The sequence below is a fragment of the Streptomyces sp. NPDC022552 genome (genome assembly GCF_055561875.1).
Genome location: NZ_JBVHGJ010000008.1, coordinates 101,119 through 117,063, shown reverse-complemented (window position 1 = coordinate 117,063; position 15,945 = coordinate 101,119). Strand labels below are relative to the sequence as shown.

General features: G+C 72.7%; 12 protein-coding genes. 5 read left to right on the top strand and 7 right to left on the bottom strand.

Features of this window, described 5'->3' with window-relative positions:
- Nucleotides 1-48 precede the first annotated feature (48 nt).
- The 4 genes from ACZ3OF_RS21805 to ACZ3OF_RS21790 all read right to left on the bottom strand — a co-directional run bounded on the left by ACZ3OF_RS21805 (nt 49) and on the right by ACZ3OF_RS21790 (nt 4,316).
- Nucleotides 49-720 (bottom strand): response regulator transcription factor, encoded by a 672-nt coding sequence (locus ACZ3OF_RS21805; protein WP_361672370.1) that lies wholly within the window; start codon nt 718-720, stop codon nt 49-51.
- Nucleotides 717-1,100, bottom strand: coding sequence for a nuclear transport factor 2 family protein (locus ACZ3OF_RS21800; RefSeq protein ID WP_467306295.1), 384 nt, complete (start codon nt 1,098-1,100; stop codon nt 717-719). Before ACZ3OF_RS21800 ends, ACZ3OF_RS21805 begins: the two co-directional genes overlap by 4 nt.
- 99 nt (nt 1,101-1,199) lie before the next feature.
- On the bottom strand, nt 1,200-3,230 hold the full coding sequence (locus ACZ3OF_RS21795) for a M4 family metallopeptidase (RefSeq protein WP_467306293.1): 2,031 nt from the start codon (nt 3,228-3,230) through the stop codon (nt 1,200-1,202).
- Nucleotides 3,231-3,413: 183 nt separating this feature from the next.
- Nucleotides 3,414-4,316, bottom strand: coding sequence for a TetR/AcrR family transcriptional regulator C-terminal domain-containing protein (locus tag ACZ3OF_RS21790; RefSeq protein WP_467306290.1), 903 nt, complete (start codon nt 4,314-4,316; stop codon nt 3,414-3,416).
- 123 nt (nt 4,317-4,439) lie between these two features.
- Here ACZ3OF_RS21790 and ACZ3OF_RS21785 point away from each other — a divergent pair, with 123 nt between their 5' ends.
- A complete protein-coding gene (locus tag ACZ3OF_RS21785; RefSeq protein WP_467306288.1) occupies nt 4,440-5,963 on the top strand; it encodes an MFS transporter in 1,524 nt (507 codons plus the stop codon).
- 31 nt (nt 5,964-5,994) lie between these two features.
- On the opposite strand, the gene ACZ3OF_RS21780 is transcribed toward ACZ3OF_RS21785, so the two are convergent.
- Nucleotides 5,995-7,866, bottom strand: a complete 1,872-nt coding sequence (locus tag ACZ3OF_RS21780) for an ABC transporter ATP-binding protein (protein ID WP_467306446.1) — start codon at nt 7,864-7,866, stop codon at nt 5,995-5,997.
- Between the two features lie 11 nt (nt 7,867-7,877).
- A complete protein-coding gene (locus ACZ3OF_RS21775; RefSeq protein ID WP_467306287.1) occupies nt 7,878-9,698 on the bottom strand; it encodes an ABC transporter ATP-binding protein in 1,821 nt (606 codons plus the stop codon).
- 330 nt (nt 9,699-10,028) lie between these two features.
- Between ACZ3OF_RS21775 and ACZ3OF_RS21770 the strand changes: the two genes are divergently transcribed.
- From ACZ3OF_RS21770 to ACZ3OF_RS21755, 4 genes are read left to right on the top strand one after another with little or no spacing between them, the layout of a single operon-like run.
- Entirely contained in the window at nt 10,029-10,934 is a 906-nt protein-coding gene (locus ACZ3OF_RS21770) for an ABC transporter ATP-binding protein (protein ID WP_361672350.1), read from the top strand.
- Nucleotides 10,931-11,674 carry an ABC transporter permease gene (locus ACZ3OF_RS21765; protein WP_467306284.1) on the top strand — a complete coding sequence of 248 codons (744 nt, stop codon included), beginning with the start codon at nt 10,931-10,933 and terminating at the stop codon, nt 11,672-11,674. Before ACZ3OF_RS21770 ends, ACZ3OF_RS21765 begins: the two co-directional genes overlap by 4 nt.
- 34 nt (nt 11,675-11,708) lie before the next feature.
- Nucleotides 11,709-13,034, top strand: coding sequence for a sensor histidine kinase (locus ACZ3OF_RS21760; protein ID WP_467306282.1), 1,326 nt, complete (start codon nt 11,709-11,711; stop codon nt 13,032-13,034).
- Nucleotides 13,027-13,695, top strand: a complete 669-nt coding sequence (locus ACZ3OF_RS21755; RefSeq protein WP_361672341.1) for a response regulator transcription factor — start codon at nt 13,027-13,029, stop codon at nt 13,693-13,695. The genes ACZ3OF_RS21760 and ACZ3OF_RS21755 overlap by 8 nt, the downstream gene beginning before the upstream one ends.
- A gap of 12 nt (nt 13,696-13,707) precedes the next feature.
- Here ACZ3OF_RS21755 and glgX read toward each other — a convergent pair whose 3' ends face one another.
- Nucleotides 13,708-15,924, bottom strand: a complete 2,217-nt coding sequence (gene glgX / locus ACZ3OF_RS21750; protein ID WP_467306279.1) for a glycogen debranching protein GlgX — start codon at nt 15,922-15,924, stop codon at nt 13,708-13,710.
- Nucleotides 15,925-15,945 lie beyond the last annotated feature (21 nt).

Below are 15,945 nucleotides of genomic sequence, written 5' to 3'. Positions count from 1 at the left end.
ACCCCTGACGAAAGTGACGCCCGGGCTGCCCGCCGCGCCGACCGGCCGTCAGTCCTCCGCCGCGCCCGCCCCGTCCACCAACCCCGCCTCGTACGCCAGGATCGCCAGCTGTACCCGGTTCTTCAGGCCCAGGCGGGCGAGGACCGCGCTCACGTGCGCCTTGACCGTGCCCTCCACGACGTACAGGCGGCCCGCGATCTCACCGTTCGACAGGCCCGCGCCGACCAGGGCCACCACCTCGCGCTCCCGGGCCGTCAGGGGCTCCAGCCGTTCCCGGGCCTCCGCCGCGCGGGAGAGGCGGCCGGTCGGGAGGTGGGCGATCACGCGGCGGGTGACCTCGGGGGAGAGGAACGCGGCCCCGCCGGCCACCGCCCGTACCCCCGCGAGCAGTTCCCTCGGGTCGCCCGACTTCAGCAGGAAACCGGCCGCGCCCGAGCCGAGGGCCCGGGCGATGTACGCGTCCTCGGAGAACGTGGTCAGCATCAGGACCGCCGCGTCCGGCACCGCACGGCGCAGCTCCTCCGCCGCCCCGAGCCCGTCCAGCCTCGGCATCCGGATGTCGAGCAGGACCACGTCGGGAAGGTGGCGGCGCGCGAGCTCGACGGCCTCCCGGCCGTCGCCGGCCTCCGCGACCACCTCGACCCCGGGGTCGGCGGCGAGGATCGCCTTCACCCCGGCCCGGATCATCGTCTCGTCGTCCGCGAGGAGCACCCTGATCACGGCGTCAGCCTCTGCACGTACGCCGCGCGCCACTCCGGCGACGGATCCGCGCCCACCTCGGTCCAGTACTCCCGTCCGCCGGTGATGGTCCCGTTCCTGACCGTCCAGAACGACGCCACCCGGTGCACCCCCATCGTGTCGTGGGGGACCTCGACCTCGGAGACCACGTCCTCGCCCTGCGTCACGACGCGCAGGACCCGGATCGACCACCCCTCCGGGTACTCCGCGTTGACCCGTACGAAGTTCTCCCGGCCCACGATCCGCTCGCCGCTGGCCGGCCACTCCACCACCAGGTCGTCGGCGAGCAACGCGGCAAGACCGGTCCAGTCCCTCGCCTGCATACGGTCCCAGAAACCCCGGACGATCTCAGTCGGCTCCATTGGCCCATCCTTGCAGGCGCCCCCGCACACACGCACGGACGCCCGGAGGGCACGAGCCCCCCGGGCGTCCGTCACTCACTTGTCGTCACAGCCTCGCTGTTACGGGAAGGTGAGCTTGAAGCTGTTGATGTAGCCGGTGTCGATCGAGGCCCGGTCCTGGACACGGAGCTTCCAGGCGCCGTTGGCGACCTCCGAGGAGGCGTTCACGGTGTAGGTCTGCACGATGTTGTCGGCGCTGCCGCCGGAGCGGTTGTGCAGGTTGTAGACCGAGCCGTCGGGGGCGACGAGGTCGACGACGAGGTCACCGCGGTAGGTGTGGACGATGTCCACGTCCACCTTGAGGGTGGAGGGCGCGTTGCCGGTGATACCGGTGACGTTGACCGTGGAGGTCACCGCGGCGCCGTTGTCCGGGATGGACACGTCGGCCGCGTTCTCGAAGACCTTGCCGGGGTTGGGGTTGCCACCACCGGGGCGCGAGCCCACGTTGATGCCGGCCCAGGCGTGCTCGACGGCCAGGACCTCGGGGCTGCCGGCGCCGTACAGCTCGGTGGCCACCGCGACCGTACCGGTGCGCGCACCGGCGTAGTTGGTGTTCGAGCTGAACTTGGTGGTGAGCGCCTTGAACCAGATCAGCGCGGCCTTGTCACGGCCGATGCCGGTGACGGGCAGGCCGTCGGAGGTCGGCGAGTCGTAGTTGACGCCGTTGACGGTCTTGGCGCCGCTGCCCTCGGAGAGCAGGTAGAACCAGTGGTTCGCCGGGCCCGAGGAGTAGTGGACGTCGATGCCGCCGATGCCCGAGTACCAGGCGTCCTTGGACGAGCCGTCCTTGCTGGGCTTGTCCATGTAGCGCAGCGGCGTGCCGTTGCCGCGGATGTCGATCTTCTCGCCGACGAGGTAGTCGCCCTTGTCCGAGGCGTTGTTGGCGTAGAACTCGACGGCCGCCGCGAAGATGTCGGAGGTGGCCTCGTTCAGGCCGCCGGACTCCCCGCTGTAGACCAGACCGGCCGTGTTCGAGGTGACGCCGTGCGACATCTCGTGCGCGGCCACGTCGATCGAGGTGAGCGGCTTGGTGTTGCCCGCGCCGTCGCCGTACGTCATGCAGAAGCAGGAGTCCTGCCAGAAGGCGTTGACGTACGCGTTGCCGTAGTGGACCCGGGAGTACGCGCCGACGCCGTCACCGCGGATGCCGGAGCGGCCGTGCACGTTCTTGAAGTAGTCCCAGGTGACCCCGGCGCCGAAGTGCGCGTCCGCGCCGGCGGTCTCCGCGTTCTGCGGGGTGCCGTCGCCCCAGATGTCGTCGGAGCCGGAGAAGAGCGTCCCGGTGCCGGACGTACCGCGGTTGAGGTTGTACGTCTTGTGGTTGCCGCGGCCGGTGTCGGTCAGCGTGTACGACGGCGCGGTGCCCAGCGTCACCTGGCCGCTGTACTGCGTGTTGCCGGTACCGGTGTGGACGGCCTGCCACTCGTACAGCTTCGCGCCCGTGCTCGCGTCGGTGACGACGTGCAGCTCGTTCGGGGTGCCGTCGTGCTGGAGGCCGCCGACGACGGTCTCGTACGCGAGGACGGGCGAACCCTGCGCCATCCAGACGACCTTGCGCGGGGCGCGCTCGGCGGAGGTCTTCTTCGAGCCCTCCGCGGCGGCGGCGCCGAGCGCCTGCTTCTCGGCGGCGGCCGGGGCGACGTCGGCGGTCATATCGACGTTCTTCAGCTCCGCGCGGGAGGCCTTGGTGACGCCCTGGGTCACTCCGGCCTTGGTCTCCTGGACGACCAGGTCGCCGCCGAGCACGGGGAGTCCGGCGTAGGTGCGCTCGTAGCGGGTGTGCGTCGTGCCGTCGCGGTCCTGGACGACGTCCCGGACGACGAGCTTCTCCTGGGCGCCGAGGCCGAGGGACTTGGCGGTCGCCGCCTTGTCGGCGTCGGCCGCGCGTATCAGCGCGGTGCGCTGGGCGGGGGACAGGTCGGCCGGCAGCTTGCCGGGGTTGGCCTGGCCCGCGGCCTGGGCCTTCGGCGCGGCCGTCCACGGATCGTCCGCCGCGGTGGCGGAACCCGACTGGACGGTGACGGCGATCATGGCGGCGGCAGCGATCAGAGCGCCGGTCGCGGTGGCGCGACGGCTGGGCGTGGATCTCACGCAGACTCCTTTTGCGAGGGGGGTACCGGACGGCTGGGTCGGTCGCCCGGGCAGAGCAAACAGAGCTGTGGAGCACGAACTCACTGACGAGTCGGGGAGAGAGTGGCAGTGATGACACGTATCTGTCAGGAGCGCGTCAATAAGTTGGCCGGAAATCGTCCGGTGCCCGAATGGTCGTGTTCGTTAACCGGACGTTTCGTCGATCATGGCCGCGACGCCGTCCAGCGTTCTCCTCAGCCCGAATTCGAAGAGCGTCTCCAGGTCGAGCTCGAACTCCTCGCCCTCGCTCAGACTGCTGAGCAGCGGATAGGCGCCACCGCCCGAGATCGCGTCATAACGTGGCTCGTTCCGCTCCATCCACTCGCCGTCCGAGATCCCCGAGTCCTGCCGCGCCTGCTCCTCCAAGTCGTCGGCCATGGCCACTCCTTGGACATACGCGAAGATCACCAGATGCGTGTGGATCTTCTCGAAGGGCGTCAGGGGCGTGCCCCGCAGCACCCCGAGCACCCACTCCGTGTACGCCATCGCGTTCGGTGAGGCGATCGGTCTGGTGAACGAGGCCATCGCGTGCGCCATCCAGCGGTGCCGCGCGTAGACCGCGCGCAGCCAGCGGGCCGCCTGCTCAAGACCCGTACGCCAGTCCGCCGGCACCGGCCCCAGCGGCACCTCTCCGCAGACGGCGTCCGCCATCAGCCGCACCAACTCGCCCTTGCCCGGCACATGCCGGTACAGCGCCATGGTCGACGTGCCGAGCCGCGTGGCGATCCGGCGCATGGAGAGCGCCGACAGGCCCTCGCTGTCGGCGAGTTCGAGCGCGGCCCGGACGATCCGGTCACGGCTCAGCGCCTCCGTGGCCGGGCCGCCGGCCGATCCGACCACGACCACCGTCCCGACACCCGGCTCGACCCGGACGAGGCCCTCCTGGCGCAGCGCCGCGAGCGCCTTCGTGGCCGTCGCCATCGCCACGCCCCACTCACGCGTGATGGCCCGGGTGGAGGGGACGCGGTCGCCGGGGGAGAGCTCCCCCGCGTGGACCCTCCGACGGATCTCGGCGGCGATGGCGAGGTAGGGCGGCGGAGTCGTCACGGCGGGCAGTGTACTAGTGCACCTCGCGCCCGTACGCACGGATGAGCTGGTGGTTCATCGCCCCTGCGAGGGTGCACTAGGGCGAGGGTGGCACCGTACGCGCCGGGCTGCTTCGCTCCCCGCATGACGCTCACGACACCACCGGAAGCGGCCCTCGCCGGCCGCCGCGAATGGACCGCGCTCGGCGTGCTGATGCTGCCGCTGCTCCTCGTCTCCATGGACGTCTCCGTCCTGTACTTCGCCATCCCCTCCATCAGCGCCGACCTGCGCCCCGGAGCCACCGAACAGCTGTGGATCCTCGACATGTACGGCTTCGTCCTCGCCGGACTCCTCATCACCATGGGGGCGTTGGGGGACCGGATCGGCCGCCGCCGGCTGCTCCTCGCCGGCGCCGGACTCTTCGGCGCCGCCTCCCTCGCCGCCGCCTACGCGCACAGCCCCGGCACGCTGATCGCCGCCCGCGCGCTGCTCGGCGTCGGCGGCGCCTGCCTGATGCCGTCCACGCTGGCCCTGATCCGCACGCTCTTCCGCGACGACGCCCAGCGCGCCAAGGCCGTCACCGCCTGGACGGCCGTCATGGCCGGCGGGATCGCGCTCGGCCCGGTCGTCAGCGGCGCGCTCGTCGAACACTTCTGGTGGGGCTCGGTGTTCCTCGTCAACCTGCCGGCGATGCTCCTGCTCCTGCTCCTCGGCCCGGTCCTCCTGCCGGAGTCCAGGGGGCCGGAAGCCCGCGGCCGCTTCGACTGGGCGAGCGCGCTCCTCTCCCTGGCCGCGCTGCTGCCCCTGATCCACGGCATCAAGGAACTCGCCGAGGACGGCGCACGGCCGCTGCCACTCCTCACGATCGCGGCGGGCCTGCTCCTCGCCCTGGTCTTCCTGCGCCGTCAGACCCGGCTCGCGGAACCGATGGTGGACCTCAGACTGCTGCGCACACGGGCCTACGGCGGCTCGGTCCTCGCCAACCTGCTCGCGATGCTCGCCACCGTCGGCTTCGCCGTCTTCCTCACCCAGTACCTCCAGTCCGTCCTCGGCCGGAGCCCGTTCGAGGCGGCGCTGTGGAGCCTCGTCCCGTCGGCGGGCGTCATGGTCGCCGCCCCCGCCGGCGCGGCGCTCGCCCAGCGGATCGACCGGGCGTACGTGATGGCGGGCGGCTTCCTGCTCTCCGCGGGCGGCTTCGCCTCGCTGACGCTCATCGGCACCGGCACCCCGCTCTGGGCGGTCGTGACCGGCGCCACCGTCTACGCCTCCGGTCTCGTCTCCGCCATGACCCTGGCCAACGAGAGCGCCCTGGGCGCGGCCCCGCCCGAGCGGGCGGGCGCCGCGGCCGCCGTCCTCGAATCGGGCTCGGAGCTCGGCGGGGCGCTCGGCATGGCGGCCCTCGGCTCGATCGGAGCCGCCGTCTACACCGCCGCCATGCCCGCCTCGGCCCCGGCGGCGGCCCGCGAGACCCTGGGCGGCGCGCTCGCCACCCCGGGCCCGGTCCTGGACGCGGCCCGCACCGCCTTCACCGACGCCCTGAACTGGGCGGCGGGCGGCGCGGCCGTGGTGATGCTCTGCGCGGCGGCGCTGTGCGTGGGCCTGCTCAGGGGACGGCGTACGGCGGAGGGAACGGCTGAGGGAACGGCTGAGTACGTGACGTCCGCCTGAGGTCCACCCGGGGCGCGCGTGACGCCTGGGCTCATCCCACCAGGCTGTCCCGCCAGGCGCGGTGGAGGGTCGCGAAGCGGCCCTCGCCGCCCACCAGGTCCGACGGGGTGCCGTCCTCCACGATCCGGCCGGCCTCCATCACCAGCACCCGGTCCGCGATCTCCACCGTCGAGAGGCGGTGGGCGATCACCACGGCCGTACGGCCCGCGAGCACCGTGTCCATCGCCCGCTGCACCGCCCGTTCCCCCGGCACGTCCAGCGAGCTGGTCGCCTCGTCCAGGATCAGGACCGCCGGGTCCGCGAGCAGGGCGCGGGCGAAGGCCACCAACTGCCGCTGACCCGCCGAGATCCGGCCGCCCCGCTTCCGTACGTCCGTGTCGTACCCGTCCGGCAGCCCCGCGATGAAGTCGTGCGCGCCGATCGCCTTCGCCGCCTGCTCGATCTCCTCCCGGGTCGCGTCCGGCCGCCCGATCGCGATGTTCTCGGCGACCGTCCCGGAGAACAGGAACGCCTCCTGGGTCACCATCACCACGCCCCGCCGCAGTTCGGCCGTCTCCAGGTCGCGGACGTCGACGCCGTCGAGCAGCACCCGCCCCTCCGTCGGGTCGTAGAACCGGGCCAGCAGTTTGGCGAGCGTCGACTTGCCCGCGCCCGTGGAGCCGACCACCGCGACCGTCTGACCCGCCGGGATCGCGAGGTCGAAGCGGGGCAGCACCTCGCCACCCGTCCGGTACGCGAACCGCACCCCGTCGAAGACGACCTCCCGTCCGGGACGCCCGCCCCGGCGCTCCGGAAGCTCACGCGGCGCGTCGGCCTCCGGGACCCCCGGCTCCTGCGCCAGCAGGCCCGCGATCTTGGCGAGGGAGGCGGCGGCCGACTGGTACGAGTTGAGGAACATGCCGAGCCGGTCGATCGGGTCGTACAGCCGCCGCATGTACAGCACCGCCGCCGCGAGCACACCCAGCGCCAGCGTCCCGCCGGCCACCCGGTACGCGCCCCACAGACACATGCCGGCCACGGCCGTGTTCGCGACGAGCCGCGAGCCGACGACATAGCGCGCCATCTCCAGGAGCGCGTCGCCGTTGGAGCGCTCGTGCCGCCGGTTGAGCGCGGCGAACTCGGCGTCGTTGGCCCGCTCGCGGCGGAACGCCCGCACGGGCCGGATCCCGTTCATCGTCTCGGCGAACTTCACGATCACGCCCGCGATGGCGGTGGACCGCTCGGCGAAGACGACGCCCGCGCGCCGCTGGTAGATCCGTACCAGCAGAAACAGCGGCACGAAGGAGGCGACGGCGACCGCGCCGATGCCCAGGTCCAGCCAGAGCAGCATCGCCGAGATGTAGACGAACGCGAGGACGACGCCGATCAGCTCCTGGAGCCCTTCGGCGAGCAGCTCGCGGAGGGACTCCACGTCGGTGGTGGACCGCGAGATGAGCCGGCCGGAGGTGTACCGCTCGTGGAAGTCGACGCTCAGCACCTGTGCGTGCCGGAAGATCCGCCCGCGCAGGTCCAGCAGCACGTCCTGGTTGACCCGGGCGGCGCCGCGCACGAAGGCGTACTGGAGGAGTCCGCCGGCCACGGAACAGACCAGGTACCCGACCGCGACGGCCACCAGGGGGCCGTAGTCCCCGTCACGGAAGGCGGGCACGCCGCGGTCGATGGCGTACGCGACGAGCAGCGGACCGGCCTGCACGGCGGCCTGCTGGAGGAGCAGGACGAGCGCGGCGACGGCCACGCGGGCGCGGTGGGCGGCGAGCAGCGACCGCAGCAGGACGCCGGTGGCCCCGGGCGCGGTGGGCAGGTCGTCCCGGTCGAAGGGATCGCCGCCGCCGTCGCGGCGTCCGGCGTCGGCGATCTCGGCGGTACGCGTCCCCTTCGCCTTCGCCGTCTTCGTCGCCGTCATCGGATCCGTCATCATTCCTCAGCCCCTTCGCCGGACATCAGCCAGGCGTACTCGGCGTTGCCGCGCAGCAGTTCGTGGTGGGTGCCGACCGCGGCGACGCGGCCCCCCGACAGCAGCGCCACCCGGTCGGCGAGCAGCACCGTCGACGGGCGGTGGGCGACCACCAGGGCCGTCGTGTCGCGGAGGACCTCGCGGAGGGCGGCCTCGACGAGGGCCTCCGTGTGGACGTCGAGCGCGGAGAGCGGGTCGTCGAGGACCAGGAAGCGGGGCCGGCCGACCACCGCGCGGGCCAGGGCGAGGCGCTGGCGCTGGCCGCCGGAGAGGCTCAGCCCCTGCTCGCCGACCTGGGTGGCCGCCCCCTCGGGCAGCGCCCCCACGAAGCCGTCCGCCTGGGCGACGTCGAGCGCGCGCCACAGTTCGGGCTCGCCTGCTCCCTCCGTACCGCCCATCAGGACGTTCTCGCCGACGCTCGCCGAGAAGAGGGTCGGCTCCTCGAAGGCCATCGACACGAGCGTGCGGAGCCGTTCGCGCTCCATGAGCGTGATGTCCTCGCCGTCCAGCAGGATCCGCCCGCCGGTCGGCTCGTGCAGCCGCGGTACGAGGGCGGTGAGCGTCGTCTTCCCCGAACCGGTCCCGCCGACGAGGGCGAGGGTCTCGCCGGGCCGGATGTGCAGATCGACGCGGTCGAGCACGGGAGGGGCGTCGGGGGGCGCGTCGGGGTAGCGGAACGACACGTTCTCGAACCGCACCCCGTCGGCGGACGAGGACGAGGACGCGGACGAGGACGCGGCGCTCGGACCCTTGGCCGGCTCGGGTCCCTGGCTCTCCTCCGCCGCGTCCATCACCTCGAAGTACCGTTCCGTCGCCGTCGCCGCCTCCTGGCTCATCGCGAGCAGGAAGCCGATCGACTCCACCGGCCAGCGCAGCGCGAGCGCCGTCGACAGGAACGCGACGAGCGTGCCCGCCGACAGCTCCCCGTCGGCGACCTGGACGGTGCCGAGCACCAGGGCCGCGCCGATCGCCAGCTCGGGGATGATCGTGATGAGCGCCCAGATCCCGGCGAGCATCCGCGCCTTGACCAGCTCCGTGCCGCGCAGCCGCTCGGCCAGCGCGCGGAACGCGAGGGCCTGGCTGCGGTGCCGCCCGAAGCCCTTCACGATCCGGATGCCGAGGACGCTCTCCTCGACCACGGTCGTCAGATCGCCGACCTGGTCCTGGGCGCGGCGCGCCACCATGGAGTACTTCGTCTCGAACAGCGCGCAGAGGATCACCAGCGGGACGACGGGCGTGAGCAGCACGAGCCCGAGCGTCCAGTCCTGGCCGAGCAGCAGGACGTAACCGGCGAGGATCGTCACGGCGTTGACCAGCAAGAACGTCAGCGGAAACGCGAGGAACATCCGCAGCAGCATCAGATCGGTGGTGGCGCGCGAGAGCAGCTGGCCCGAGGCCCACCGGTCGTGGAAGGCGATCGGCAGCCGTTGCAGCCGCCGGTACAGCGCGGCCCGCATGCCCGCCTCGACCCCGGCGAGCGGCCGGGCCACCAGCCACCGCCGGAACCCGAAGAGCACGGCCTCCGCGATGCCGAGCAGCAGCAGATACAGGGCCCCGAGCCACACCCCGCCCGGGTCGCCCTCGGCGACGGGCCCGTCCACCATCCACTTCAGGACGAGCGGGATGACGAGCGACAGACACGAGGCGACGATCGCGACGACGGCGGCCCACGCCAACCGCCCGCGCACAGGCCGCACATAGGGCCACAGCCGCGCCAAGGAGCGCACGGTCGAGCGGCGGGGATCGGGGGAATCGTTGTCTACTGCATGTTCTCCGGGCATCAGGTCCGAGCCTAGGGTTCACCACTGACATCCCTCACCCGAATTTCCCCGCCCCGGGCCCTCCCGATCCACCCCTTGACCGGCATACCCGCAGGCCGGAGACTTTCCCGACCCCGTGGACCATCCGGGCTACGAGCACAGGGGCGGGAACCGGATGACGACGGCCGAGGCGTACTTCGAGCGCTGAGGAGTGCGTGGTGGCGCGGCTCGAGGCCGGGTTGTCGGCCGCGGGGGAGGCCACGGGTCGTACCGGCATCAACCGATCGGTTGATCGCGCTTCGAGCGTGATGGCCGATACCCCCGTACGGCCCCCGCGGCCAGTCTGGGGGCATGCCAATGATCGAGGTTCAGGGCCTGCGCAAGGCCTACGGCGGCCGGACGGTCGTCGACGGTGTGTCGTTCGCGGTCGACGAGGGGGAGATCTTCGGGATCCTCGGGCCCAACGGGGCCGGCAAGACCACGACCGTGGAGTGCGTCGAGGGGCTGCGGAGCCCGGACGCCGGGACCGTGCGGGTCGGCGGGCTCGACCCCGTCGCCCGGCACGCCGACGTCACGCGGATCCTCGGGGTGCAGCTCCAGGAGAGCGAGCTCCAGGCCAAGCTGACGGTACGGGAGGCCCTGGAGCTGTACGCCTCCTTCTACGAGCGGCCCGCCGACTGGCGGACGCTCGCCGAGCGCCTCGGACTCGAGGCCCATCTGAAGGCACGGTTCGGGAAGCTCTCCGGCGGGCAGAAGCAGCGGCTGTTCATCGCCCTCGCCCTGGTCGGCAACCCGCGGGCCGTCGTCCTCGACGAGCTCACCACCGGGCTCGACCCGCGCGCCCGGCGCGACACCTGGACCCTCATCGAGGACATCCGGGCGGGCGGAGTGACCGTCCTGCTCGTCACCCACTTCATGGAGGAGGCCCAGCGCCTCTGCGACCGGATCGCCGTCATCGACCAGGGACGGATCGCCGCGCTCGACACCCCCGACGGGCTGATCGGACGGGCCGCCGCCTCCAGGGTGATCTCCTTCGCCGCCGAGACGGCCCTGGACCCCGCCGAACTCCGCGCCCTGCCGCAGGCCGCGTCCGTGGAGACCAAGGACGGCCGGACCGTCGTCACCGGCACCGACGCGACCGTCAACGCGTTCATCCAGCTCCTCGCCCGGCGCGCCGTCACCGCCGAACAGCTCCGGGTCACCGACGCCACCCTCGACGACGCCTTCCTCGACCTGACAGGAGCCGACCACCGATGAGCGCCGCCACCACCATGGTCCTGAAGACCGAGGCCCGCCTCTTCTCCCGCGAACCCGGCTCCCTGTTCTGGGTGATGGTCTCGCCGACCGTCCTCCTGGTGATCCTGGGGCTGATCCCGTCCTTCCGCGAGGCGTCCGACGACCTCGGCGGCCGCCGTGTCATCGACCTCTACGTCCCCGTCTCCGTCCTCTTCGCCATGATCATGTCCGGTCTCCAGGCCATGCCGCCCGTCCTCGCCGGCTACCGCGAACGCGGCATCCTGCGACGGATGTCGACCACCCCGGTCCGGCCGGCCTCCCTCCTCACCGCCCAGATCGCCCTGCACGGCGCCGCGGCCCTGGTCTCCTCCGCGCTCGTGATCGTCGTCGGCCGGCTGGCCTTCGGCGTCCGGCTGCCGCAGAACCTCCCCGGGTACGTGCTCGCGCTGCTGCTCGCGATCGCCGGCGGTCTCGCCCTGGGCGCCGCCGTCTGCGCCGTCTCCCGTACCCAGAAGATCGCCACCGCGGTCGGGTCGGCCGTCTTCTTCCCGACGATGTTCACGGCGGGCGTCTGGGTCCCGGTCCAGGCCATGCCGGATACGCTGCAACGCATCGTCCAGGTCACGCCGTTCGGCGCGGCCTCGCAGGCCCTCGACGCCGCGACGTCCGGCGGCTGGCCGGGGTGGGCGGCGCTCGGGACCATGGCCCTGTGGACGGTGCTGCTGACCGCGACGGCGGCCCGCTGGTTCCGCTGGGAGTGACAGCCGGGAACGACGGTACGGGGGGCGAGAGCCGATGACGGCGACGACGGTCGAGGAACGCTGGCAACAGTTCTTCCGCTGGGGACCGTACGGCCTGCTGGCCGTCGCCACGGTCCTCGCCGCCGCGGCCGCCGACCTGGTCATGCACGGTACGGAGCCGACGACGGCCGCGGTCCTGGTCGTCGCCGCCCTCGCCCTCCAGGCGGGATGGGACGTCCACCGGCGCCGTGCGGTCGCGCAGGGCATCGCGCCCCCGCACACCACCGAGGACGCCGACGACACCACGCCCCACCTCGTCCCCGGCGCCCCCAGCGCCGCGTCCCTCTGCTACTTCGTCGTGCGCACCGCCCTCGCGTTCGCGCTCACCTGGCTCAACCCGTTCTTCTCCGTCTACGCCTGCATCGGTTTCTTCGACGCCGTACAGCTCCTGCCCCGCCGCCTCGCCCGCGCCGGACTCCTGTGCACCGCCGTCACCATGGCGGGCGCCCAGTCCGGCGGCCTGCCGCCCGCGGCGCTCGTCAACTGGGTCGCCTTCGGCGGCCTCTTCGCCCTCAACGCCTGCCTCGCCATGGTCTTCTCCCACCTCCGTACGAAAGAGATCGAGAAGGCCTCCGAACGCGCCGTCACCATCACCGAACTCGCCCGCACCAACGCCCGGCTGGAAGAGGCCCTCGCCGAGAACGCCGCCCTCCAGGCCCAACTGCTCCTGCAGGCCCGCGAGGCGGGGGTCGCCGACGAGCGGCGCCGCCTGGCCGCCGAGATCCACGACACCATCGCCCAGGGCCTGACCGGGATCATCGCCCAGCTCCAGGTCGTCACCGCCACCCCCGACCCCGGCCTCGCACGCGTCCACGTCCAGCGCGCGGCCGACCTCGCCCGCCACAGCCTCGGCGAGGCCCGCCGGTCCGTGCAGAACCTGAGCCCGGCCGCCCTGGAGCACGACAGCCTTCCCGAGGCGCTGAAGAAGACCGTCGCCACCTGGTCCGAACGGACCGGCGTCACCACCCGGTTCACGGTCACCGGCACGCAGGAGCCCCTCCACGACGAGGTCGCCGCCACCCTGCTGCGGATAGCCCAGGAGGCCCTGGCCAACGCCGAGCGCCACTCCGGCGCCTCCCGGGCCGGCGTCACCCTCTCGTACATGGGCGACGAGGTCACCCTCGACGTACGGGACGACGGGCACGGCTTCGACCCCCGGAGCGTCCCCGCCCGCTCCACCACCGCCGACGGCGGAGGCGGGTTCGGCCTCGACGGCATGCGGGCCCGGGCCGAACGCCTCGCCGGCTGCGTCACCGTGGAGACGGCGCCCGGCGAGGGCACGGCGATCTCCGCCCGCGTACCGTTGGTGCACCATGGCTGACCGAACGAGCATCACCCTGCTGATCGTCGACGACCATCCCGTCGTACGTGACGGCCTGCGCGGCATGTTCACCGCGGCCGGCCCCGGCGCGGCCGAACCCGGCTTCGACGTCCTCGGTGAGGCGGCCGACGGCGTCGAGGCCGTCGAACTCGCCCTGCGCCTCGACCCGGACGTCGTCCTCATGGACCTGCGGATGCCCGGTGGCAACGGCGTCGACGCCATCGCCGAACTGACCCGGTGCGGCGCCCGCTCCCGGGTGCTCGTCCTCACCACGTACGACACGGACACGGACACCCTCCAGGCGATCGAGGCGGGCGCCACCGGCTACCTCCTCAAGGACGCGCCCCGCGAGGAGTTGTTCGCCGCCGTCCGGGCCGCCGCGGAGGGCCGTACCGTCCTGTCCCCGGCCGTCGCCTCCCGGCTCGTCTCCCGCGTCCGCACCCCCACCGCGCCCGCCGACGAGACGCTCTCCGCCCGCGAGCGCGAAGTCCTCGAACTCGTCGCCAAGGGCACCTCGAACCGCACCCTCGCCGCCGAACTCTTCATCAGCGAGGCGACGGTGAAGACCCATCTGACGCACATCTACGCCAAGCTGGGCGTCAAGGACCGAGCCGCCGCGGTGGCGGTCGGGTACGACCGCGGCATCCTGGGCCGCGGCTGACCGCCGGTCCCCTCACCCCCCGACCCGCAGCAGCCAGACCGAGCGCGCCCCCACCGTCACCGTCCCCCCGCCCGCGTGGACCGTCCCCGGGGGACGCGTCTGGTCCTCCAGGGCGGTGTCCAGGACCAGTTCGTACGACTCCGCCCACGGCGGACCCGGCAGCCGGTACTCCACCGGACGGGACCCCGCGTGCAGGATCGCCAGGAAGCTGTCGTCGGTGACCTGGGCGCCACGCGCGTCGCGGCCCGGGATGTCGCGGCCCGAGAGATAGAGGCCCAGCGTCGCCGCCGGCGCGTACCAGTCGCCCTCCGTCATCTCCGTGCCGTCCGCCGAGAACCACGCCAGGTCCCGCAGCCCGTCCGCGCCCTGCGGTCGGCCCGAGAAGAACGCGCGGCGGCGCAGCACCGGATGGCGGTGGCGCAGCGCGAGCAGCCGCCGCGTCAGGGCGAGCAGCCCGGCACGCCCCGGGTCCTCGGGCAGCGACCAGTCCAGCCAGCTCGTCTCGTTGTCCTGGCAGTACGCGTTGTTGTTGCCGCCCTGCGTACGGCCCATCTCGTCGCCCGCGACCAGCATCGGCACGCCCGTCGACAGCAGCAGCGTCGTCAGCAGGTTGCGCAGCTGCCGCAGCCGCAGCGCGCCCACCTCCGGGTCGTCGCTCTCGCCCTCCGCCCCGCAGTTCCAGGCCCGGTTGTCGTTGGTGCCGTCCCGGTTGCCCTCCCCGTTGGCCTCGTTGTGCTTCCGCTCGTACGTGACGAGGTCCCGCAGCGTGAAGCCGTCGTGGGCGGTGACGAAGTTGACCGAGGCGTACGGCCGCCGGCCGCCCCACGCGTACAGGTCGCTCGATCCGGAGAGCCGGTAGCCGAGATCCCGTACGTCGGGCAGCGCACCGCGCCAGAAGTCCCGCACCGCGTCGCGGTAGCGGTCGTTCCACTCGGTCCACAGCGGCGGGAACGCGCCGACCTGGTAGCCGCCGTTGCCGACGTCCCACGGCTCGGCGATCAGCTTGACCCGCCGCAGCACCGGGTCCTGGGCGATGACCGCCAGAAAGGGGGAGAGCATGTCGACGTCGTGCATCGAGCGGGCGAGCGCGGCCGCGAGGTCGAAGCGGAAGCCGTCGACGCCCATCTCCGTCACCCAGTACCGCAGCGAGTCGGTGATCAGCCGCAGCACCTGCGGCTGCACCACGTGCAGGGTGTTGCCGCAGCCGGTGTAGTCGGCGTAGCGGCGGGCGTCGGACTGGAGCCGGTAGTAGCCCCGGTTGTCGATGCCCTTCAGCGACAGCGTCGGCCCCAGCTCGCCCGCCTCGGCCGTGTGGTTGTAGACGACGTCGAGGATGACCTCGATCCCGGCCGCGTGCAGGGCCCGCACCATCCGCTTGAACTCGCCGACCTGCTGCCCGGTGGTCCCCGACGAGGAGTAACCGGCGTGGGGGGCGAAGTACCCGATGGAGTTGTAGCCCCAGTAGTTCCGCAGCCCCCGCCGCAGCAGATGGTCCTCGTGCGCGAACTGGTGTACGGGGAGGAGCTCCACGGCCGTCACCCCGAGCCGTACGAGATGGTCGACGGCCGCCGGGTGCGCGAGGCCCGCGTAGGTGCCGCGCAGCTCCTCGGGGATGCCCGGATGCCGCTTGGTGAAGCCCTTCACGTGCAGCTCGTAGATGACCGAGTCGGGCCAGGGCGTCTTCGGCCTGCGGTCGTCCGACCAGTCGTCGTCGTCCAGGACGACGACACCCTTCGGTACGTGCGGAGCGGAGTCCCGGCCGTCCCGCACCGTGTCGGCCACATGCTGCTGCGGCCAGTCCCGCACATGCCCGTACACCTCCGGCGGCAGCGTGAAGTCGCCGTCCACCGCCCGCGCGTACGGGTCGAGGAGCAGCTTCGCCGGGTTCCAGCGGGCGCCCGTCCACGGGTCCCAGCGGCCGTGGACCCGGAAGCCGTACCGCTGCCCGGCGCCCACCCCGGGCACGAAGCCGTGCCAGATCTCATGGGTCAGTTCGGTCAGCGGGAGCCGGCTCTCCGCCCCGTCGGCGTCGAAGAGGCAGAGCTCGACGGCCTCCGCCCCGCCGGCCCACAGCGCGAAGTTCGTCCCCGCCACGCCGTCCGGTCCGACCCGGCAGCGCGCCCCCAACGGCGTCGGAGCCCCCGGCCACACCACCGGCCGGACCTGCTCCGGGGCAGGCGGGAGCCCCACTCCGTCCCGTACCGCCTCCTGCTCGGCTGCGCTCGACACCTGTCGGCCTCCCGCGGCTCG